A 19,567-nucleotide genomic window follows, 5' to 3' on the forward strand; every position below is an offset into this window, starting at 1 on the left:
GCCAAGCCATAATCGGTCGCGAGCCTGAGGTTGATGTCGAGAATCCGGCGCAAACTCGCACAGAAGTTCAGATTGGGCGCCGGAAAGGGCTGAAGAACTCCTCCAACAAACGCGCGCACTCGTCGGCCAGCACCCCGCCGACCACCTCGGGACGATGGTTGAGCCGGCGATCACGCACCACATCCCACAGCGAGCCGACCGCCCCGGTCTTGGGTTCCCACGCCCCGAACACCACGCGAGCCACCCGGGCCAGCACCAGTGCGCCCGCGCACATCGTGCACGGCTCGACGGTCACAGCCAGCGTCGTACCTTCCAGCCGCCAGCCGTCGCCGAGCACCCGGGCGGCCTCGCGCATCGCCACGATCTCGGCATGGCCGGCCGGGTCCCCGGTGGCCTCGCGGACATTGGCCGCCCGCGCCAGCTCGGTGCCGTCTGAGGCGAACACCACCGCGCCGATCGGCACATCGCGCGGACCGGCTGTCCGGGCAGCCTCCAGCGCCGCGCGGATCAGCGCTTGGTCTGAGGCGCTCACCGCCCGAGCCGGTCGAGCACCGCCGACAGCTCGTCGGCAAAGCCCATCTCGCGGGCGATGCGCCCGATCTGCTCGTCGGCGTACAGGTCGGTCTCGGACAGGATCACGCCGAGCACGTCCTCATGCAGACCGATGTCGGACAGCACCGAAAGATCGCCCTCCTCGAACGGGTCCGCGTCTTCGAGATCCTCTTCTTCGAGGTCGGCGTCCAGATTCTCCAATGCCTCAGCGGCGATGTCATAGTCCAGCGCGGCAGTGGCATCCGACAGCAGCAGCCGGGTCCCCGCCGGCGCCGGCCGCACGATCACGAAGAATTCATCGTCCACATCGAGCAGCCCGAAGACGGCCCCGGCGCTGCGGAGCTCGCGAAGCTCGGTCTCCGCCGCGGTCAGGCTCTTCAGCGAGGACGAACGCATGGGGGCGCACCGCCACTTGCCGTCCTCCCGGACAACGGCCACCCCGAAGCCCTCAGGCAGGTCTGCCGGCGCACGCTGTGCCTCCATGCCCGCCTACGGTAGTCGCCGACCAGCAATTTTGACAGGGATCGCCCTCGGCCCCGATGCGGCCGGTATGCCAGTCTTGAACCGTGACGAACACACCGGTGTGCGTGGTGGGCCTGGGCCTGATCGGTGGCTCGCTGATGCGTGCCGCCGCCCGAGCCGGCCGCGAGATTTTCGGATACAACCGGTCGGTGGAGGCCGTTACCGCCGCGAAGTTCGACGGGTTCGACGCCACCGAGAACCTCGACGAGGCGCTGTGCCGAGCTGCCGAGCGCGACGCACTGATCGTGCTCGCGGTGCCGATGCCGGCCCTGCCGCAGATGCTCGACCACATCCGCCAAACCGCGCCGCGGTGTCCGCTGACCGACGTGACCAGCGTCAAGGTCGCGGTGCTCGACGAAGTGCGGCGGGCCGGCCTGCTGCCGAACTTCGTCGGCGGCCATCCGATGGCGGGCACCGCCCACTCGGGCTGGTCGGCGGGGGACGCCGCCCTGTTCACCGGTGCTCCCTGGGTGGTCAGCGTGGACGATCACGTCGACGCGCGGGTCTGGTCACTGGTCACCGAACTGGCATTGGACTGCCACGCGGTGGTGGTGCCGGCCCGCTCCGACGAGCACGACGCCGCGGCGGCCGCCATCTCACACCTGCCACACCTGTTCGCCGAGACTCTGGCCGTGAACGCCGGTGAAGTGCCGTTGGCCTTCGCGCTGGCCGCCGGGTCGTTCCGCGACGGCACCCGGGTGGCGGCCACCGCGCCTGACCTGGTGCGGGCCATGTGCGAGGCCAACGCCGACCAGCTGCTGCCCGCGCTCGAACACGGCATCGAACTACTGACCCGCGCCAAGGACGCACTGGCCGCGACGGGTTCGGTGGCCGAGCTGGTCGAGAACGGTCACGCCGCCCGCATGCGCTACGACAGCTTCAGCCGCCCCGAAATCATCACCACGGTGGTCGGCACCGAGAACTGGCGCGACGAGCTGGCCGCGGCCGGACGCGCCGGCGGGGTGATCAGATCCGCTCTGCCAATCCTGGGTAATCAAGGATGAAGCCGTCGGGATCCACGGTGATGGTGGTGTCCGCCACCGGCGAGCGGAGTTTGACCGCGGAGCCGGGGCCGGGGCTGCTGTAGCTGATGTTCGCAGTCTCCACCGACAGGTCCGGCAACCGCACGTAGACCACCGGCAGGGTCACGGACTCCACGCGTTGGTGCAGACCTGTCCGCCGGATCGGCAGCGCATTGAAAAACGGGCTGAACACCAGGTCCACATCAAGCGCACCGCCGAAGTCCGAGCGCTTGGTCTGGGTGTGGTCCTGCACCAGCCACATGTTCTCCTCGTCGCGCGCGATGGAGAGCTGGCGTTCCCGCTCGGCCAGCGTGACGGTGAGAGACAGCCGCTTGGTGGCGCCGGTCTCGTCGGTGACCAGGTCATAGGACGCCGAGAACGCCGGGTGGGATTCCGTGGCTGCGGCCACGATCCGGCCGTAGGCCTTGATCCTGTTGCCCGACAGCTGAACCCGAGCGGATTCCATCCGGGGCTCGTCGTGCGCCCGCCAGGTCAACACCGCTGGCCAGGCACGATCCTTCTCGTCGCTCACCCTTCTACCGTATGCGACGACGCACGGCGTTCGTAGCCGAGTCCGGAACTCCCCGCCGCAGGTGACGCCGCCCGCGACTCCAATGCCATCTCGTCACCGAGCAACGGCTGCGGAATCCGGCGCCGACCTCTCAATCGGCCACTTCCGGGCACCGACAACCACACCGCGAAGGCCAGCGCGGCGTCCAGTATCAAGGCCAACGCCGTGACCATGAGCGCACCCACCAGCGCGATGTGGAACTGACGCACCTTGATGCCGTCGATCAGATACCGGCCCAGCCCGCCGAGGCTCGCATAGGCGGCGACGGTCGCGGTCGCCACGATCTGAAGCGTCGCGGTGCGCAGCCCGCCCACGATCAGTGGCAGCGCGTTGGGCACCTCGACACCGAACAACACCCGGCGCTCGGTCATGCCCATCGACCGCGCCGCGTCGACGACGGCGGGATCCACGTTCGCGATCCCGGCATACGTTCCGGCCAACAGCGGCGGAATGCCCAGCAGCATCAGCGCGACGGTCGGCGGCACCAGGCCCAGCCCCCACAACAGCACGCCGAGCAACAACACACCGAGCGTCGGCAGGGCACGCAGCGCGTTCACGCCCGTGACGACCAGGAACGTACCGCGCCCGGTGTGCCCGATGATCAGGCCGACAGGAATCGCGATCACCGCCGACGCCAGCACCGCGACCACGGTGTACTGCAGGTGTTCGACGATGCGGGCGGCCAGCCCTGCGGGCCCACCCCAATTGGCGGCCGTGAAGATGAAGTCCAGCGCCTGCTGCAGGAAGTTCATGCCGCCGCCCCTAAACGCCGAGACGACGCTCGGGGCGAACGATTCCACGGGGTCAGGGCCTTGCCCGCCAACATGATCAGGGTGTCGACGATGATGGCCAGCACGAAGATCGCGATGATGCCGGCGATGATCTGGTCACTCTTGTTCGACTGGTAGCCCTCGGTGAACCAGGTGCCCAGGCCGCCGATACCGATCACCGAACCCACCGACACCATCGAGATGTTGGTGACCGCGACAACCCGCAGCCCGGCGATCAACACCGGGATGGCCAGCGGAAGTTCCACCTTGAGCATCCGCACCCACGGCCGGTACCCCACCGCCGTCGCGGCATCACGCACCTGCTCGGGCACTGCGTCCAGCGCTTCGGGCACCGCCCGCACCAACAGTGCCGTGGTGTAAAGCGTCAGCGCCACAATCACATTGGCCTCATCCAGGATGCGGGTCGGGATGATCAGCGGCAGCACCACGAACAACGCCAGCGACGGAATGGTGAAGATGATGCTGGCGGTCAAGGTGGTCAACCGCCGCAGCGCCGTGGTGCGCTGCACCGCCGCCCCCAGCGGGACGGCGATCAGCAGGCCCAGCAGGATCGGCACCAACGACAACCGCAAGTGCACGACGGTCAGCACCCACAGGTCGTCGAGATGGTTCAGCAGATAGCGCATCACGTCCCCAAGGCGGGAACGTGACGCTGCGTTTCCAGCGCGGCCAGCACGTCCTGCGCCCGCACTCCCCCGATCACCTGATCGTCGGCGTCGACCGCAACCCCCAGGCCCGACGGCGAGGACAGCGCCGCGTCCAGCGCCTGTCGCAGGGTCCCGTCCGGGCGGAACAGCGAACCACCGGCAATCGTGCTGTCGTACAACGACTTTCCTGACCGGTGCGCTGCGACTCCTTCGGCATTGACCCAGCCGTAGGGGGCACCGTCGGGTCTGGTGATCAACACCCAATCGCCGGGGCCGAGTTGCAACCCGTCGAGCTGTTCCTCAGGGACATGACGGATGTCGTGTACCGGCAGGCCGGTCGTGTGGAAGAACTGCAACCCGCGATAGCCGCGGTCGGCGCCGACGATTCCGGCCACCAGGTCGTTGGCCGGGTTGGACAGCAGGCGGGCCGGTGGGTCGTACTGTTGCAGCACGCCGCCACGGCCGAACACCGCGACCAAGTCGGCCAGCTTGATCGCCTCGTCGACATCGTGGGTGACGAAGACGATGGTCTTGTGCAATTCACTTTGCAACCGCAGGATTTCGGCCTGCAGATCCTCCCGAACCACCGGGTCGACCGCACTGAAAGGCTCGTCCATCAGCAGGATCGGCGGGTCGGCGGCCAATGCGCGGGCCACTCCGACACGTTGCTGCTGCCCGCCGGACAGCTGCGCCGGGTAGCGATCGGCCAGTTTCGGGTCGAGCCCGACCCGTTCCATCACGCCGATCGCGGCCTTGCGGGCGCTGCGCCGGGACTCGCCCCGCAATACCGGCACCGTTGCGACGTTGTCGACCACCCGCAGATGCGGCATCAGCCCGGCACTCTGGATGACGTAGCCGATGCCGAGCCGCAGCTTGACCGGATCGACGGTGCTGACGTCCTCGCCGTTGACCGTGAGGGTGCCCGAGGTGGGATCGATCATCCGGTTGATCATCCGCATCGAGGTGGTCTTGCCGCAGCCCGACGGGCCGACGAACACCGTCAGGGTCCCTTGCGGCACTTCCAGATTGAGGTTGTCGACGGCGACCGTGCCGTCCGGGTACTGCTTGGTGACGTTCTCGAACGTGATCACTTCTGGACCGGCCTGTCGAATCCGTTGTCCCTGACCCACTTTTCGGCAGCCTCGTCGGGATCGACGCCGGAGTTGCCCTCCACCGCGGTGTTCAATTCGATCAGCGCCTCGGTGGTGAGCTTGGCCGACACCGCGTCGAGCACGGTCTTGAGTTCATCGGACATCTTCTGCGAGGCCACCAGCGGAACGACATTGGCGGCCAGGAAGGCGTTCTTCGGATCCTCCAGGACCACGAGGCGGTGCTGCTCGATGGCCGGGGACGTGCTGAAGATGTTCGCCGCAGTCACGGCACCACTGTTCAGCGCTTGAACGGTGGCCGGCCCGCCCCCGTCGCTGATCGCCACAAAGTTGACCGGCGCGATGTCCAGACCGTACCGGGACTTCAGACCCACCAGCCCGGTCTGGCGCGTCTGGAATTCAGACGGTGCACCGACTTTCACCTCGGCCGAATGCGCGGCCAGATCGGCGATGGTCTTCAGGTTCCACCGCTGGGCGGTCTCGGCGGTGACCGCGAGGGTGTCCTTGTCCTCGGCCGGCGAGGGATACAGGATCGCCAGATCGCCTGGCAAGGCCTTGAACAGGGCGATCAGCACCTCGTCGGGGGTGGTGGCGGTGGCCCGGGCATCGAAGTACTGCAGCAGATTCCCGGTGTATTCGGGGATCAGATCGATCGAGTGATCCTGCACCGCAGGCACATACGTCTCACGACTGCCGATTCCGAACTGCCTGCGGATTTGAAAGTCATTGGCCTCCAGAGCCTGGGCATAGATCTCGGCGATGATTTTGGACTCCGGAAAGTCGGCCGATCCGACCGTGATCGATTTCAGGTCACCCGAGATGGGCCCACCGCCCAGCGGATTGGAGCTTCCGCAGGCCACCGCCAGCGGCGCGATCAGGGCGAGCAGGAACATCGCGATTGCCAGGGTTCTGCGCTGCACAGGCGCATCCTTTCGGCGACAGCGGCGGGACGATCAACCTCCCCGACCCTAACGGCACGCCCGACATGCCGCCGCGCTTTACCCCATGGTGGTTTGCAATGCGGCCATGACGGGCAAAGATGTCCATATGACCAGCGATCCGTCCGCATCGCCCGATTTGCCTGAGCCGACGCCGAACGTGCCGGTGACGCCAACGCCCGACCCGGGCAAAGCCCCCGATGCCGACAAAACCCCCGCCAAGCCGGGCAAGGCCAGCGAGCCCAAGCTGACCCGCGCCGGGGCGCTGTGGTCAGCGCTGATCCTGGGCTTCCTGGTCCTGATCGTCTTGCTGATCTTCATCGCGCAGAACACCGACCCCGTGCCCATGACGTTCCTGGGCTGGCACTGGTCACTGCCGACGGGCGTGGCGATCCTGGGCGCGGCGGTGGCCGGCGGCCTGCTGACCGTTGCCGCCGGATCGGCGCGGATCTTCCAGCTGCGCCGCAACGCCAAGAAGAATTTCAAGGCCGCCCAGCGCGGCTGAGCGCAGCTGAGCGGTCAACCCAGAGCGCTCAGTCCCGAGGCGATCGCCGGGGCCACCGCCGCGCCGACACTGGTACCGCCGGGCGCCTCGGATCCCTGGCGGGCACGGAAGTCGATACCGGCGGCGATGATGGCTGCCTTGAAGTAGGCCAGGGCCATGTAGAAGTCCCAGTGCGCCAGATCCTGACCGGACTGCACCGAATAGCGGTTCGCCAGCTCGTCGGCCGACGGCATCTGCGGTGAGCTCCACGCCGCTTCCATGCTCAGGATCAGGTTGAACATCGGATCGCGGTACACGCACATCAGCGCCGCGTCGCTCAGCGGATCGCCCAGCGTGGACAGCTCCCAGTCCAGCACCGCGAGCACCTTCGTCGGGTCCTGGGCGTCCAGGATCGTGTTGTCGATCCGATAGTCGCCGTGCACGATCGAGTTCCGGCTCTGCGCCGGCACCGAATCGGCCAGGGCCTGATGCAGACGCTTGACGTCGTCGTCGCGGGGATCGTCGGGCAGGCGCACCAGATCCCACTGCGAACCCCAGCGGCGTACCTGACGTTCCAGGTAGCCGGCGGGCTTGCCGAAATCGCCGAGACCGACCGCCTCGTAGTCCACCGCGTGCAGGTCGGCCAGCACCCGGATCAGGGCGTCGACGCTGCTGCTGATGGCGCCGGGGCCGCCCATCGCGGCGAGCTCCTCAAGTTCCGAGGCGCTGCGGACCACTCGCCCGTCGACGTTCTCGACCATCTGGAACGGCGCACCCAGCACGGAGTCGTCGTTGCTCATGGTCACCGCCCGGGCAACGGGCACCGCGGTGCCGGCCAGCGCCGCCACCACCTTGTACTCGCGGGCCATATCGTGGGCGGACGGCGTCAGCCCGTGCAGCGGCGGACGGCGCAACACCCACGCGGACGCGTCGTCGCACACCCGGAACGTCAGGTTGGAACGGCCACCGGCGATCAGTTCGGCGCGCAGCTCACCACTGCGGGCGATGCCCTCAGAACGCAGATGCCGGTCCAGGGCAGTGAGGTCGAGGCCCTCCAGATTTGTCACCGTCACTGTTTACCACCGGACATTTCTCGGCAGCAGATCCCATACGTGTTCGGTGCCGTTGACCGAGGCGACGGCCAACTTGCCCGACCGCGACGACAGCAACCGGGTGACCGAGGCGTAGTCGACGTGGAAGGACAACAGCCGCTCGGTGCCCAGGATCTGGTGCAGCAGCACGTTGATCACGCCGCCGTGGCTGAACACCGCCACGGTCTCGTCGTGCTCACCGATGGTCACCAGGTCCTCGACCGCGGCGCTGATCCGCGCCAGGAACGCGTTTTCGTCCACGCTGCTGGGCAGATGACCCGAGGCCAGGCGGGCCAGCTCCTCGGGGTTCTCCTTCGCGATCTCCTCGATCGGCACGTAGTGCGACATGTCGCGGTCGTACTCGGCGAGCCGCTCGTCGACCTCTACCTGCAGCCCCAGTTCCTTCGCGAGCGGTTCCGCGGTCTGGACCGCACGCCGCTGCGGGCTGCTGACCAGCCGGCTGACCGGGAACCTGGCCAACGCAGCGGGTAGGCGCTGCGCCTGGGCGATGCCTTCGGCGGACAGGTCGGGATCCGACCCTTGACCTGGCTCGCTGCGGAGCGGTAGAGCATGTCGGACGAGAAGCAGTTGCACCGTGACACCATATGGCGGCGGTGCCGGACGGCCGGAGAGGGCTGCGACATGGGCTATGCCGACGAACTGTTCGACCTCACCGACAAGGTGGTACTGGTCACCGGCGGCAGCCGCGGGCTGGGCCGCGAGATCGCCATGGGGGCCGCGCGGTGCGGCGCCGACGTGGTGATCGCGAGCCGCAACCTGGACTCCTGTGTGGCCGCGGCCGAGGAGATCACCGCGGCCACCGGTCGCGCCGCCCTGCCCTTCGGGGTGCACGTCGGCCGGTGGGACCAGCTCGACGGGCTGGTCGAGGCCGCCTACGAGCGGTTCGGCAAGGTCGACGTATTGGTCAACAACGCCGGCATGTCACCGCTGTACGAATCGCTGAGCGCGGTCACCGAGAAGCTCTTCGACTCCGTGTTCAACCTGAATCTCAAAGGGCCGTTCCGGCTTTCGGCGCTGCTCGGTGAGCGGATGGTGGCCGACGGAGGCGGCGTCATCATCAACGTCAGCTCGTCGGGATCGCTGCGGCCCGACCAGTACATGCTGCCCTACGCCGCGGCCAAGGCCGGGCTCAACGCCATGACCGAAGGCCTGGCCAAGGCGTTCGGGCCGACCGTGCGGGTCAACACCTTGATGGCCGGGCCGTTTCTCACCGACGTCAGCAAGGCCTGGGACATGGCCGGCGACCCGTTCGGCCACCTGGCCCTGCAACGGCCCGGCAACCCACCCGAGATCGTCGGCGCCGCACTGTTTCTGATGTCGGATGCGTCCAGCTTCGCCACCGGCTCGATCCTGCGGGTGGACGGCGGCCTGCCCTGAGCCCGGCACGGTAAGGTGGCGCTCGTAGCGAACTTGTCATGACAACCTGACCGGAAGGTGATGCGAATGGCGGGGCCCCGTTCGCGCCACGAGCACGTCGCCGCCGAGCTGCGTCAGCGCATCACCCGTGGGGACTACGCCATCGGCCAGCCGCTGCCCACCGAGAGTGCGCTGTGCACGGAGTTCGACGTGTCCCGCGGCCCGGTCCGGCAGGCCCTGGCCACGTTGAAGAACGAGGGTCTGATCCGCGTCTCGCGTGGCAAGCCCGCGGTGGTGCGCAGTCATGACGCCACCCAGACTCTGGACACCTTCACCCCGTTCACCCAGTGGGCCGAACGTGTCGGACGCACCGCAGGCAACCGGACGATCGAGGTGGCTCGGCGCCGCGCGTCCGAAACCGCCATCGAGGCATTGGGTTTGACGGCCGACGACTTCGTGGTCGAAGTGCTGCGGGTGCGCCTGCTCGACGGTGAACCGGCGATGATCGAGCGCAGCACGTTCATCGAATCCGTGGGTTCTCTGCTTTTCGAGTTCGACACCGATTCCGGCTCGATGACCGACTATCTGGCCAGCCGCGGGGTGTACTTCGACTCGATGGAGCACGTGCTCGACGCGGTGGCCGCCGGGCCGGACGACGCCGCCAATCTCGGCATCGCGCCGGGCAGCCCGTTGTTGCGCGAGCGCCGGGTGTCGCGCGATCAGCACGGCGTGGTGTTCGAGTGCGCCGACGATCGCTATCGACCTGACGTGGTCACGTTCAGCATCGTCAACGCCCGCACCAAATTTTCCTCCGCCGAGCAGGCATAAAGCTGCCCCCTTTTCGCGGAAAAAAGGGGGCAGCTCAGAGTCTGCTCGCGGATCAGTCGGCGACAGGCATACGGTTCCAGTGCGGGATGAGCAGCAGCATGGAAAGCAGTGCCGCACCGGCGAATCCGTAGAACAACGTGGACGTGTTCAGATATCCGGGCAGCAATCCGCCGAGGATCGCGCCCACCGAACCGCAGCAGTTGATGAAGCCGGCCGCGGTGCCGGCATGCTTGGAGGTACCGAAGTCCACTGCGGCAACACACGAGATCATGGCGTCCGCGCCGTAGACGCTCAGGCCGATGAGGCCGAGCACCACCACCATGACCCACGCGCTGCCGGTCGCGGTGAGCGGGCCGAACAGCGCCAGCACCGCCACCAGGATCCCGAGGCTGATCACGCAGGCCGGCACCCGTCGCGCACTGAACACCCGATCGGAGATCCGGCCGAGCAGGATCGGGGCGAGGACACCCGCGACTCCGAATGCCACCGGGATGGTCACGGCTTGGAACTTGTCTCCGTCGGCCAGCCGTTCGGCGACGATCACCGGGCCCCACAACAGGCCAAGACGGCTTCGGCTCGGCAACGGACTCGGCTTCGGGTGACTCATCGAGTTCGACACCTTCTCTCGCATCCTGGGCCGCCCGGTACTCCTCGATGGGCGGCAACCCGACGTCCTGTGGCCGGTTGCGCTGAAACAGCAGCACGAGCACGAACACCCCGACCACGATGGCGGCCCCGGTGAAGAACGCGGCCCGCCACGAACCGAACACGTCGTAGGCGGCCCAGCCCAGGATCGGCGCGGCCACCAAACCACCGAATGCGTAATTGGTGCTCCACAATCCGAGGACGCGGCCTCGCTCACCGATCGAGAAGAACTGGGCCATGTTGCTCAGCGTCGGGGACCAGCCGGTGGACGGGGCCAGCCCCTGCACGATCATCAGTGGCAGCAGGAACACCAGCGCGGGCAGCAGTCCCATGAATACCGTCGCGATGGCCGATATCGCCAGGCCGCCGAGGATGACCACCCGGGGGCCGAACCGGTCCGAAACCTGTCCCCAGACGAACTGTCCCACCGCGTAGGCCGCGAGGTAGGCGGCGTCGAGATTGGCCAGGGTGCTCTTGGTCAGATGCGTGCTCAGGATCGGGTCTTCGAGGATGCCGAGCTTGGCCACGGAAAAGGCCTGGCGGGTGAAATAGAAACCGGCGTAGGCGATCCAGGTGACGGCAAAGATCTGGAAACGCCACCGCTGGTAGCGCGGAATTGTTGTGTCAGTGGCGGGAATCGCGGTTTGAGTCATGAGTGTGCACCTCTGGTGGGCGTGCTGCAGGCGGTGTGTTGACGGGCCGGGGCAGATTGCCGAGCGGATGTGGCCGAACGTCAATGGCAGGTTTCTCATACGAGAACGGGTGCAGAGGAGGTGCGGCGGTCGGGAGGCACGGCCTACGACCGACCGCCGCGGGGCGGTAGGGGTTGGCGGACTACCGGAGGGCTGCCACCAGAGCGGGGAGATCGGCGACGCTGTCGAGGATGTGCGTGGCGCCCGCCTCGGACAGTTGGGCTCGATTGTGGGCACCGGTCAGCACGCCGATCGAGGCCCGCGCACCGGCGCGCAGCCCGCTGATGACGTCCGAGGAGGTGTCACCCAGGACGATCATCGAACGCACCGAGTCGGTTTCGGTCTGCATCAGCGCGGTCAGAGGCATGTCCGGATAGGGCCGGCCACGCATGCCCGGCGCCGGGCAAAGCACCAGGTCGGCCAGGTTCTGCCAACCCAGCGCCTCGATGATCGCCGTCTGGGTCTCCTTGGCGAATCCGGTGGTCAGCGCGGTTTTGATGCCACTGGAGCGCAAAGATGTAATGACATCTTCCGCACCGGGAATCGGACTGCAGTTGCCCTCTGAGACCAATTGGGCGTAGCAGCGTTCGAACTCCTTGTTCGCGGCCTGCGCCTGCTCCTCGTTGCCTTTGGCCAGGTGCCGGAACACCACGATCTTGGACTGGCCCATGGTGTCGGTGACGTAGCGCAGCATTTCCTCTCGGTCGGCGTCGGTCTTCGACAGGCCGGCGTGGCTGTCGGCGGCCAGGAAGGACTGCTGAACCAGCCCGCTGTCCTCGACGGTGGTGCCGGCCATGTCGAACACGACCAGGCTGATCGGGTCAGTTGCTTTGGTGCCCATTGGTTTATCCCTTCGAATTGGTTCGTTCAGACGGTGGCGACGAGTTGGTCCAGCGCGTTGCCGACGCTGGCGTGGGCGAGGCCCATGCTGGTGGTCATGCCGATACCGGTGGTGACGGTGACGACGTGGGTGCCCTCGATGGGCTGTTCGACCAGGAATTCCTGGCCGGGTGCGGAGGTGTACACGCCCTGCCAACGCTCGGTGACCTCGATGTCGTTGACCCCGAACAGTTTCCGAGCCACCTCGATCAGGACGGCGAATCCTTCTTCGGACTGGAACGGCGGTGCGGAGATGTCCCGGTAGTGGGTGTCGCCGATCAGCAATGAGCCGTCGGGTTGCGGGGTGTACATCTGGTGCAGGTCGATCGCGACGTAATCGGGGTGTTCGGCGCGCAACCGGGCGGCCACCGCTTCCGTGCTCGGCAGCCCCTCGAATCCGGAGTACCTCAGCAGCGACCAACCGGTGAACAGGGGCGCGGGCAGCGCGAAGGCCAGCGGCAGCCGGGCGCGCAGCATATGCAGCCGGCACCGCAGCAGGCCGTCGCGTTCGGCCAGCGCGGGGAACAGCCGATCGACGTCGTAGTTGACCGTGACGAACGTCGTCCCGGCGCGCAGCGGGCCACGTGAGGTGTGCACCACCCCGGGTTCGAATCCGGAAGCCGCCGTGCGCCAACGGAAATCGACACCTTCGGATTCCAGCCACCGCGCGATCGACGGGGCGGCTGTGCGCGGGTCGACCTGCAGGTCGTTGGGCAGGTACATGCCGCCGGTGACTGCGGACGCCACCACGGGGATCAGTTCGAGGATCTGATCGCGGCTGAGCAACCGCACTTCGCCGGCCTCGCGCGTGGCAGCGAACTCGTCCATCACCGCGAGTTCGTCGTCGTGGCGCGCGACGCAGAAGGTGCCCGACTCGGCCGACCAGAACCCCGCCTTGCGGGACAGGTCCAGCCAGTGCGTACGGCCGTTGCGCGCGTAGTCCCGAGCGACGCCCGACTGCGCGGTGATGCAGGCGTGACCGAAGTTCTGGACCGAGGCGCCGACGACGCCGTCGGCGTGATCGACAACGGCGACCCTCAGTCCCCGCTGATGCGCGTGGTAGGCGTGCGCCAGGCCGACGATGCCTGCCCCCACGACCACGACGTCGTAGCTGTGATTTCCCATGCGGACACTGTGGTCCACATCACCACCACTTGTCAATACAAGTTTGTTGTTTTTACCACCTGTCTATATAAGTTAATTCTCCATTCACCTCACGGCCTCACGATGTCGAAGTTCGGATCGGGCCGGTCCAGCGCTGCCAGCAGCGCCTCGGCATCGCCGGTGACTTCGAGCCTGCCACTTCACCGTGACGGCACGGTCACACTTGTCGGAATGATCCGGCTGATCTCGTCGGCCCCGTGCCCGGCGCCGACAGCGGCGTCCACATAACCCCGGAACGCTTCCAGTGCGCCGGCATCCAACCCGGCCGCAGCCGACGCCGCGATCAGGTGCCGAACCGAGGCCGCCGCCGAGGACACCGACGCATTGACGTCGCCGTGCCGATCGGCCTCGACGCGTTCGGCGATCTCACCGAAGATCGGCGGCAGGATGGCGGCGATGTTGTGCGCATGCGGCAGCAGCTCGGTGGGTGCGATGCCGTGCGCGGCGGCCACCGCCAGTGCGTGCAGGAACCCGCTGACCGCGGTCCAGAACACATCGAGCAGGGCCATGTCGAATGCCGCGGCGCGGCCCACATCCGCGCCGACCCAGCTGACCGCCGCGAGCGCACCGAAGACCTCCCGGTGGGCGTCGAAGAGATCCCGCGGCCCGGCGAAAAGAATGCTGGCACTGGTGGTTCCGATGGTGTCGGTCGGCGTCATGATGGCCCCGTCCAGATACCGTCCGCCGAGGGCGGCCACCAGTTCCTCGGTGCGGTGCGCCGAATCGGGGATGTCGGAGGACAGCCCCACCACCACACGCCCGGAGATCGCGGCGCCGGCGGCTTCCAGGACCGCGTCCACCGCGGCCTGGTCGACGACGTTGACCAGGATGAGGTCACTGGCGGCAGCCGCGTCGGCTGGAGTGTCGGCCCACACTGCACCGCGGGCGCGCAGTGCGTCGGCCTTGGCCGGCGTCCGGTTCCACACGGTGGTACGAAGTTTCGCGGCCACCAGGGCGCCCGCGAGCGCCTGCCCCATCGGTCCGAGACCGAGCACGGTGACGGCGGTCATGCGGCCGCTCCGTTCTTGATGCTCTCGATGATGCGGGCGAAGCCGTCGTTGCCGTGGCCCGCGTCGATCTGCCGATGGATCAGCCGTTGCACCATGTCGACGACTTCGGTGCCGATGCCCTGTTCCCGGCTGGCGTTGACGATGTCGGTCAGATCGGAGAAGTACAAGCTCTGCTGGCCGGGCACGGAGTAGTCGCCACCGTCGATGACGGTCGCGTATTCGGCGATCGCAGGCATGACGGCCGGCAGCCACGCGGCGGTGCGCGCGGCGAACTCTTTCGCGGAAACGCCGGCAGCGCCGACCATGGCGGCGCCGTGGGCGAATCCCGCGAACATCACATACATGGCCGACAGCAGCGCGAGGTCGTACAGCGACGCCAGGCCGGCATCGTCCCCGAAGTACTCAGTGCTGCCCCACAGTTCGAAGAGTTCGCGGTGCTCCTCGAACATGGCGGCCGAACCGCTGTAGAGGATCGCCGACTGCGGCGTCGCGATCATCTCCGGCGTCGCCATGATGCCGCCGTCGAGATATTCGGCGCCGTGGTCGGCGGCCCACCGAGCCAGTTCCCGTGCCCCGTTGGGTGACGTCGTGGTCAGGTTGACCAGGCGGCGGCCGGCCAGTCGGCGCGCCACGGGGTCGAGAACCTCGTGCACCGACGCCTGGTCGAGCAGGCAGACCACGATCAGGTCGGCGTCGAGAGCCTCGGCCCGATCGGCCGTCGCGGTGGCGCCCTCCTCGACGAGTGCGGCAGCGCGCGTCGCGGTGCGGTTCCAGACCATGGTCGGGTGCCCTGCCCTCAGAGCGGCACGGGCCAGAACTGAGCCCATCTCACCGAGACCGAGAAAACTGACCGAATGGTGTGTGGTTGTCATGCCATCATCGTGGGAGAGGCACTGACCAACCGACAAGTACCCACTAATAAGTGCGATACTTACCTTTTCGAAACTATTGGCCCTGAACTGCAAGGATTCTCGCATGACCCAGCTGGGCAAGTACACCTGCGGCCTCGATGCGGCGTTCGCCGTGGTGGACGGGAAATGGAAACCACTCATCCTCTGGGAGCTGCAAGGGGGGCCGAAACGCTTCAACGCGCTGCATCGCAGCCTGCCCGGGGTGTCACAGAAGATGCTGACCCAGCACCTCAAGGAGCTTCAGCGGCACGGCGTGGTCCATCGGGAGAGCTACCACGAAGTGCCGCCGCGGGTGGAGTACTCCATGACCCCGGCCGGCGAGGAGCTACTCGATGCCCTTGAGCCGCTGGGAAACTGGGCCACCAGGCACATCACACTGATCTGCGCGGGCGAAGCCGGCTAGCGGTTTCGTCAGGGCCGGTCCAGCGTGTGCAGGCTGACATCGGACAGCACGCCCGCGGTGATCTGTGCCGTCATGTACGTGCAATAGGGCTGGTGTCGACGGTCGGTCGGCGATCCCGGATTCAGCAGGCGCAGACCGGTTTTCGCGGTGGTATCCCACGGGATGTGACTGTGCCCGAAGACCAGGACGTCGGTGCCGGGATAGTCCCGGGCCATCCGGGCCTCCCGGCCGGTGGCCGCACCGGCCTCGTGGACAACGGTGAACCGCAGACCGTCCAAGGTGACGTCGGCCCGCTCGGGCAGCCGCCTGCGCAGTTCGGCCCCGTCATTGTTGCCCCAACAGCCGACCAGGTGCGCGGCACGCGAGCTGAGCGCGTCGAGCAGGGCGGGCTCGACCCAATCACCGGCGTGGACAACGACATCGGCCTGATCCACCTGATCCCAGACCTCGGCCGGCAGATCCTTGGCGCGCTTGGGTACATGGGTGTCGGCGATGAGAAGCAGCCGCATCCAGCCGAGCCTACGTGACCGATACCGACGAGCCGCGGAAGCGCATCGGCGGGTTCGGCCGCCCCGCGCCGTGAGACCGCTTACACTCCGACCATGGATCTACTACGCAATGTAGTTGTTTATGCGCATCTCCTCGGTTTCGCGGCCATGGTCGGCTCCTGGGTCGCCGAGGCCGCGGCCCGGCGCTTCCTGATCACCCCCGTCATGACCTACGGCATGACACTGTCACTCATCACCGGCCTGGCCCTGGCCGCGCCCTGGCCGGCCGGCATCGTCTTGAACTACCCCAAGATCGGCACCAAGCTGGTCATTCTCGTGGCACTCGGCGCGGTGCTGGGCATCGGCACCGTGAGGCAGCGTCGCGCCGGCGGCCAACCGGTGATGCCGCTGTTCATCGCAGCCGGGGTGTTACCCCTGCTCGCGTCCGCGATCGCGGTCCTCTGGAACTGAGGCCCGGCTCGAACCTGAGCTGAACCTGAGACGTTCCCGTAAAGTTAACTGGCAAACCACAATTGTCGGCAGGTACGGGAACGATGGGTCACAGACACGCCATGGCAACCGCCAAGGTCATGCGCACGGCGGCATTCACCGGATGCCCTTCACCAGACAGCGACACCCGGGTGCGGGCGCGGACGCGTCCCGCGGCCTCCGCGCGTCAAACTCACCACGGCGTGTTCGAGCAGCCGCGGCAGCGCCGCTACACCGGCCAGCTGAAGAATTCGACATCCACGGTGACCGGCCGGTCACCGTGGATGAACGATCGCGTCACCGTGCTGCGCGGGTTCCTGGCCGAGTTGCACGGGCTGCACCTGCCGCCAGAACTCGCCCGGGTCCAGGTGGCCGGCCACATCGAGCTCTTGGTCTCCGTGCTGCGGCTGAACCGCCAGACCGCGCGCCAGTTCGTCACCGACGACGTACTGCGCGAGATGGCGCTCGACATCGCGACAGCAGTCGCCTCCGAGTAGGCCGCGTTTGGGCCTCGATGCGCCCAAATCACAGCCCTGGCGTCGATCTCGAGAGAAAAATCGAGGCGCGGTCTTGTCGACCACGCCTCGATTTTTTCGAGTGCGCCCGAAGGGATTCGAACCCCTAACCTTCTGATCCGTAGTCAGATGCTCTATCCGTTGAGCTACGGGCGCTTGGCGTTATTCAGTTGTGTGGTTGACAAGTCAACCGTGGCGGAGGCGAGAGGATTTGAACCTCCGGTCCCCGGTAAGGGGGACAACTCATTAGCAGTGAGTCCCATTCGGCCGCTCTGGCACGCCTCCTTTGAACTTCTGTGAGGGTACCGGACTCCGTCCTGTCGCCCGAAACCGCCGAGGGCACACAGTACACAGCCTCCCCTATTCTGGCCAAGTGAGTATCCGTCTGCGCCCGGAAATGGCCGACCTTCCGGCGTATACACCAGGCAAAACAGTTCCGGGCGCAATCAAGATCGCGAGCAACGAAACCGTGTTCGGACCGCTTCCCAGCGTGCGTGAGGCGATCCTGAAAGCCACCGAGAACATCAACCGTTACCCCGACAACGGCTACCTTGACCTGCGCGAACATCTGGCCAAGCATGTCGGGTTCGCGCCCGAGAACATCGCCGTGGGCTGCGGTTCGGTGAGCCTGTGCCAGCAGTTGATACAAATCACATCCGCGGCCGGCGACGAAGTCATGTACGGATGGCGCAGTTTCGAGATCTATCCGCTGCAGATCCGCACCGCGGGCGCGACGGGGGTCGCAGTCCCGCTGCGTGACGAGACTCACGATCTCGACGCGATGCTCGCGGCGATCACCGACCGCACCCGGCTGATCTTCGTCTGCAACCCCAACAACCCGACTTCCACCGTGGTCGAGCCTGAGGCGTTGGCCCGGTTCGTGGCGGCGGTGCCCGACGACATCCTGATCGTGCTCGACGAGGCCTACGTGGAGTACATCCGGGACGGCTTGGTGCCCGACAGCCTCGGGCTGGTCCGCTCGCACCGGAATGTGGTTGTTCTGCGCACCTTCTCGAAGGCCTACGGGCTGGCCGGCCTGCGCGTCGGGTACGCCGTCGCCGATCCGGAGATCGTCACCGCGCTGGGCAAGGTCTACGTGCCGTTCAGCGCGACCAGCGTGTCGCAGGCCGCGGCCATCGCCAGCCTGGAGGCCGCCGACGAGCTGATGGCCCGCACCGACGCCGTCGTCGCCGAGCGCGTTCGCGTCAGCGCCGCCCTGCGCGCGGCCGGCTATCGGCTGCCGCCCTCGCAGGCCAACTTCGTCTGGCTGCCGTTGGCCGAACGCACCTTGGACTTCGTGGCCAGGGCCGCCGACAGCCGCATCATCGTGCGCCCGTACGGTGAGGACGGCGTGCGGGTCACCATCGGGGCCCCGCACGAGAACGACGCCTTCCTAAGCTTTGCCACCGAGTACGCCCAGCACTGGAATGGAGATAACGAGTGAGCGACGCACGCGGCACGTTCGACGGGTTCGTCAGCCGTGACGGGCAGATCCCCGACACCGAACTCGACGCATTCTGGGCACTGCTGCGGCCGGCCAGCATCGACTTCATGCTCGGTGAGTGGAAGGGCGGCGAATTCCAGACCGGGCACAAGGCCAACGGATTCATGAAGCGGCTCAACTGGTTCGGCAAGACGTTCCACTCAGCGGCCGATGCCAAGCCGCTGGTGTGTCTGGACGCCGACGGCAACAAGTTCTCCAACACCGAGGCGATGAAGGGCGAGGCCAGCCTGTGGCTGGAGGAGTTCCGCGGCGAGGTGACCGCGACGATGGTCTACGACGGCGCACCGGTGCACGATCACTTCAAAGTGGTCGACGACCACACCGTGGTGGGCATCATGAACGGCAAGGGCGCGGTGGTTGACGGCCGCTACCTGTACTTCTACCTGCAGCGCGTCTAGGGGCGTCGCCCGGTAAAAGCCAGCAATCGGTCGAGTGCCGGTGCGTCGTCAGCGACCGCAACCGGATCGTCGAAACCTGCACGCACCCGCCCCTCCGGAGTGAGCACCGCGCGGGACCATTCCAGGATCTGTTCGGGCGCCTCGTCCGATACCTCGACGCGCTGCCCCGTCGCCTCGGCGTAATCCCAGGCGTGCACCAGGAATTCGAGCGACAGGATCTGTGTCATCACCGCCGCGGGCATCTCTCCTGCCCCGAACGGCACCGTGCCGTCCACCCCGCGCCGACGCCATGCCGCCACTGCCGGCCGCGCCGCCCCCAGCACCTGATCCTCGACCGAGGCGTCGGGCTCGCGGTCTGGAATCTGCCCACCCGCCGCCGAGCCGATCAAGGTGATCGAGTTCAGGAGATGGTCCGTCAGCCCCGCCACGTCGAACTCTCGACATGGTGTCGGACGAGTGAGATCGTCGGCGGTGATACCGCGCAGCACGCGTTGCAGCACGTCGAGGGTGGCCTCGGCACTTTCGAGTTCGTCCATA

Annotated in this window: 25 protein-coding genes, 2 tRNA genes and 1 pseudogene; 9 read left to right on the plus strand and 19 right to left on the minus strand. The window is 67.0% G+C overall.

All coding sequences use genetic code 11. From position 1 onward, the window contains the following. Positions 1 to 67: 67 nt before the first annotated feature. A complete protein-coding gene (locus BKG60_RS02925; RefSeq protein WP_075909194.1) occupies positions 68 to 532 on the minus strand; it encodes a nucleoside deaminase in 465 nt (154 codons plus the stop codon). Further along, entirely contained in the window at positions 529 to 1,035 is a 507-nt protein-coding gene (locus BKG60_RS02930; RefSeq protein ID WP_070187574.1) for a tRNA adenosine deaminase-associated protein, read from the minus strand. Before BKG60_RS02930 ends, BKG60_RS02925 begins: the two co-directional genes overlap by 4 nt. Before the next feature lie 98 nt (positions 1,036 to 1,133). On the opposite strand from BKG60_RS02930, the gene BKG60_RS02935 reads away from it, so the two are divergent. Further along, the gene (locus BKG60_RS02935) at positions 1,134 to 2,078 is read left to right on the plus strand and encodes a prephenate dehydrogenase (protein WP_070187586.1); all 945 of its coding nucleotides are present in this window, start codon (positions 1,134 to 1,136) and stop codon (positions 2,076 to 2,078) included. Here the strand turns inward: BKG60_RS02935 and BKG60_RS02940 are convergent. Genes BKG60_RS02940 through BKG60_RS02960 form a run of 5 tightly spaced genes read right to left on the minus strand, consistent with a single transcriptional unit; the run spans position 2,041 to position 6,107 of the window. After that, positions 2,041 to 2,628, minus strand: a complete 588-nt coding sequence (locus tag BKG60_RS02940) for a putative glycolipid-binding domain-containing protein (RefSeq protein WP_070187573.1) — start codon at positions 2,626 to 2,628, stop codon at positions 2,041 to 2,043. The genes BKG60_RS02935 and BKG60_RS02940 overlap by 38 nt on opposite strands. Then, entirely contained in the window at positions 2,625 to 3,419 is a 795-nt protein-coding gene (locus BKG60_RS02945; RefSeq protein WP_070187572.1) for an ABC transporter permease, read from the minus strand. The genes BKG60_RS02940 and BKG60_RS02945 overlap by 4 nt, the downstream gene beginning before the upstream one ends. After that, the gene (locus tag BKG60_RS02950; protein WP_070187571.1) at positions 3,416 to 4,084 is read right to left on the minus strand and encodes an ABC transporter permease; all 669 of its coding nucleotides are present in this window, start codon (positions 4,082 to 4,084) and stop codon (positions 3,416 to 3,418) included. Before BKG60_RS02950 ends, BKG60_RS02945 begins: the two co-directional genes overlap by 4 nt. After that, a complete protein-coding gene (locus BKG60_RS02955) occupies positions 4,084 to 5,196 on the minus strand; it encodes an ABC transporter ATP-binding protein (protein ID WP_070187570.1) in 1,113 nt (370 codons plus the stop codon). Before BKG60_RS02955 ends, BKG60_RS02950 begins: the two co-directional genes overlap by 1 nt. Beyond that, complete coding sequence (locus BKG60_RS02960) at positions 5,193 to 6,107, minus strand: ABC transporter substrate-binding protein (RefSeq protein WP_070946099.1); 915 nt, start codon at positions 6,105 to 6,107, stop codon at positions 5,193 to 5,195. Before BKG60_RS02960 ends, BKG60_RS02955 begins: the two co-directional genes overlap by 4 nt. A 154-nt stretch (positions 6,108 to 6,261) precedes the next feature. Between BKG60_RS02960 and BKG60_RS02965 the strand changes: the two genes are divergently transcribed. After that, a complete protein-coding gene (locus tag BKG60_RS02965; protein ID WP_070946058.1) occupies positions 6,262 to 6,657 on the plus strand; it encodes a LapA family protein in 396 nt (131 codons plus the stop codon). Between the two features lie 14 nt (positions 6,658 to 6,671). Here BKG60_RS02965 and BKG60_RS02970 read toward each other — a convergent pair whose 3' ends face one another. Then, positions 6,672 to 7,703, minus strand: coding sequence for a phosphotransferase family protein (locus BKG60_RS02970; protein WP_110765077.1), 1,032 nt, complete (start codon positions 7,701 to 7,703; stop codon positions 6,672 to 6,674). Positions 7,704 to 7,712: 9 nt separating this feature from the next. After that, positions 7,713 to 8,321, minus strand: a complete 609-nt coding sequence (locus tag BKG60_RS02975; protein ID WP_075909195.1) for a histidine phosphatase family protein — start codon at positions 8,319 to 8,321, stop codon at positions 7,713 to 7,715. A 48-nt stretch (positions 8,322 to 8,369) separates the two neighbouring features. Here BKG60_RS02975 and BKG60_RS02980 point away from each other — a divergent pair, with 48 nt between their 5' ends. Continuing rightward, the gene (locus tag BKG60_RS02980; protein WP_070187583.1) at positions 8,370 to 9,125 is read left to right on the plus strand and encodes an SDR family NAD(P)-dependent oxidoreductase; all 756 of its coding nucleotides are present in this window, start codon (positions 8,370 to 8,372) and stop codon (positions 9,123 to 9,125) included. 66 nt (positions 9,126 to 9,191) lie between these two features. Continuing rightward, positions 9,192 to 9,932 carry a GntR family transcriptional regulator gene (locus BKG60_RS02985; protein WP_075909196.1) on the plus strand — a complete coding sequence of 247 codons (741 nt, stop codon included), beginning with the start codon at positions 9,192 to 9,194 and terminating at the stop codon, positions 9,930 to 9,932. Between the two features lie 52 nt (positions 9,933 to 9,984). Here the strand turns inward: BKG60_RS02985 and BKG60_RS32280 are convergent, their stop codons facing one another. The 6 genes and pseudogenes from BKG60_RS32280 to BKG60_RS03010 all read right to left on the minus strand — a co-directional run bounded on the left by BKG60_RS32280 (position 9,985) and on the right by BKG60_RS03010 (position 15,194). After that, a complete protein-coding gene (locus tag BKG60_RS32280) occupies positions 9,985 to 10,539 on the minus strand; it encodes an MFS transporter (RefSeq protein ID WP_242671554.1) in 555 nt (184 codons plus the stop codon). Between the two features lie 100 nt (positions 10,540 to 10,639). Beyond that, a pseudogene (locus BKG60_RS32285) lies at positions 10,640 to 11,329 on the minus strand (MFS transporter); the annotation flags it as partial. An 82-nt stretch (positions 11,330 to 11,411) separates the two neighbouring features. Further along, positions 11,412 to 12,110 carry a phosphonatase-like hydrolase gene (locus BKG60_RS02995; protein ID WP_075909197.1) on the minus strand — a complete coding sequence of 233 codons (699 nt, stop codon included), beginning with the start codon at positions 12,108 to 12,110 and terminating at the stop codon, positions 11,412 to 11,414. A 26-nt stretch (positions 12,111 to 12,136) separates the two neighbouring features. Further along, the gene (locus BKG60_RS03000) at positions 12,137 to 13,273 is read right to left on the minus strand and encodes a TIGR03364 family FAD-dependent oxidoreductase (protein WP_075909198.1); all 1,137 of its coding nucleotides are present in this window, start codon (positions 13,271 to 13,273) and stop codon (positions 12,137 to 12,139) included. A gap of 179 nt (positions 13,274 to 13,452) precedes the next feature. Continuing rightward, positions 13,453 to 14,322, minus strand: coding sequence for an imine reductase family protein (locus tag BKG60_RS03005; protein ID WP_075909199.1), 870 nt, complete (start codon positions 14,320 to 14,322; stop codon positions 13,453 to 13,455). Further along, the gene (locus BKG60_RS03010) at positions 14,319 to 15,194 is read right to left on the minus strand and encodes an NAD(P)-dependent oxidoreductase (RefSeq protein ID WP_075909200.1); all 876 of its coding nucleotides are present in this window, start codon (positions 15,192 to 15,194) and stop codon (positions 14,319 to 14,321) included. The genes BKG60_RS03005 and BKG60_RS03010 overlap by 4 nt, the downstream gene beginning before the upstream one ends. A 103-nt stretch (positions 15,195 to 15,297) precedes the next feature. Between BKG60_RS03010 and BKG60_RS03015 the strand changes: the two genes are divergently transcribed. Continuing rightward, complete coding sequence (locus tag BKG60_RS03015; protein ID WP_070187561.1) at positions 15,298 to 15,636, plus strand: winged helix-turn-helix transcriptional regulator; 339 nt, start codon at positions 15,298 to 15,300, stop codon at positions 15,634 to 15,636. An 8-nt stretch (positions 15,637 to 15,644) separates the two neighbouring features. Here BKG60_RS03015 and BKG60_RS03020 read toward each other — a convergent pair whose 3' ends face one another. Continuing rightward, complete coding sequence (locus tag BKG60_RS03020; protein ID WP_075909201.1) at positions 15,645 to 16,145, minus strand: metallophosphoesterase family protein; 501 nt, start codon at positions 16,143 to 16,145, stop codon at positions 15,645 to 15,647. Between the two features lie 93 nt (positions 16,146 to 16,238). On the opposite strand from BKG60_RS03020, the gene BKG60_RS03025 reads away from it, so the two are divergent. Next, entirely contained in the window at positions 16,239 to 16,595 is a 357-nt protein-coding gene (locus tag BKG60_RS03025; protein WP_070187559.1) for a Fe-S protein, read from the plus strand. A 101-nt stretch (positions 16,596 to 16,696) separates the two neighbouring features. Further along, positions 16,697 to 17,110: a hypothetical protein gene (locus tag BKG60_RS03030; protein WP_110765075.1), complete on the plus strand. Its 414-nt coding sequence runs from the start codon at positions 16,697 to 16,699 to the stop codon at positions 17,108 to 17,110. A gap of 101 nt (positions 17,111 to 17,211) precedes the next feature. Here the strand turns inward: BKG60_RS03030 and BKG60_RS03035 are convergent. Both BKG60_RS03035 and BKG60_RS03040 read right to left on the minus strand, forming a co-directional pair. Beyond that, positions 17,212 to 17,284, minus strand: a tRNA-Arg gene (locus BKG60_RS03035). Positions 17,285 to 17,321: 37 nt separating this feature from the next. Then, positions 17,322 to 17,413, minus strand: a tRNA-Ser gene (locus BKG60_RS03040). Between the two features lie 88 nt (positions 17,414 to 17,501). Between BKG60_RS03040 and hisC the strand changes: the two genes are divergently transcribed. After that, the gene (hisC, locus tag BKG60_RS03045) at positions 17,502 to 18,572 is read left to right on the plus strand and encodes a histidinol-phosphate transaminase (protein ID WP_075909202.1); all 1,071 of its coding nucleotides are present in this window, start codon (positions 17,502 to 17,504) and stop codon (positions 18,570 to 18,572) included. Further along, positions 18,569 to 19,030 carry a DUF4334 domain-containing protein gene (locus BKG60_RS03050; protein WP_070187556.1) on the plus strand — a complete coding sequence of 154 codons (462 nt, stop codon included), beginning with the start codon at positions 18,569 to 18,571 and terminating at the stop codon, positions 19,028 to 19,030. Before hisC ends, BKG60_RS03050 begins: the two co-directional genes overlap by 4 nt. On the opposite strand, the gene BKG60_RS03055 is transcribed toward BKG60_RS03050, so the two are convergent. Beyond that, on the minus strand, positions 19,027 to 19,566 hold the full coding sequence (locus BKG60_RS03055; RefSeq protein WP_083650219.1) for a TIGR03086 family metal-binding protein: 540 nt from the start codon (positions 19,564 to 19,566) through the stop codon (positions 19,027 to 19,029). The genes BKG60_RS03050 and BKG60_RS03055 overlap by 4 nt on opposite strands. Position 19,567: the final 1 nt, after the last annotated feature.

This window comes from Mycobacterium syngnathidarum, assembly GCF_001942625.1.
Taxonomy (GTDB): Bacteria; Actinomycetota; Actinomycetes; order Mycobacteriales; family Mycobacteriaceae; genus Mycobacterium; species Mycobacterium syngnathidarum.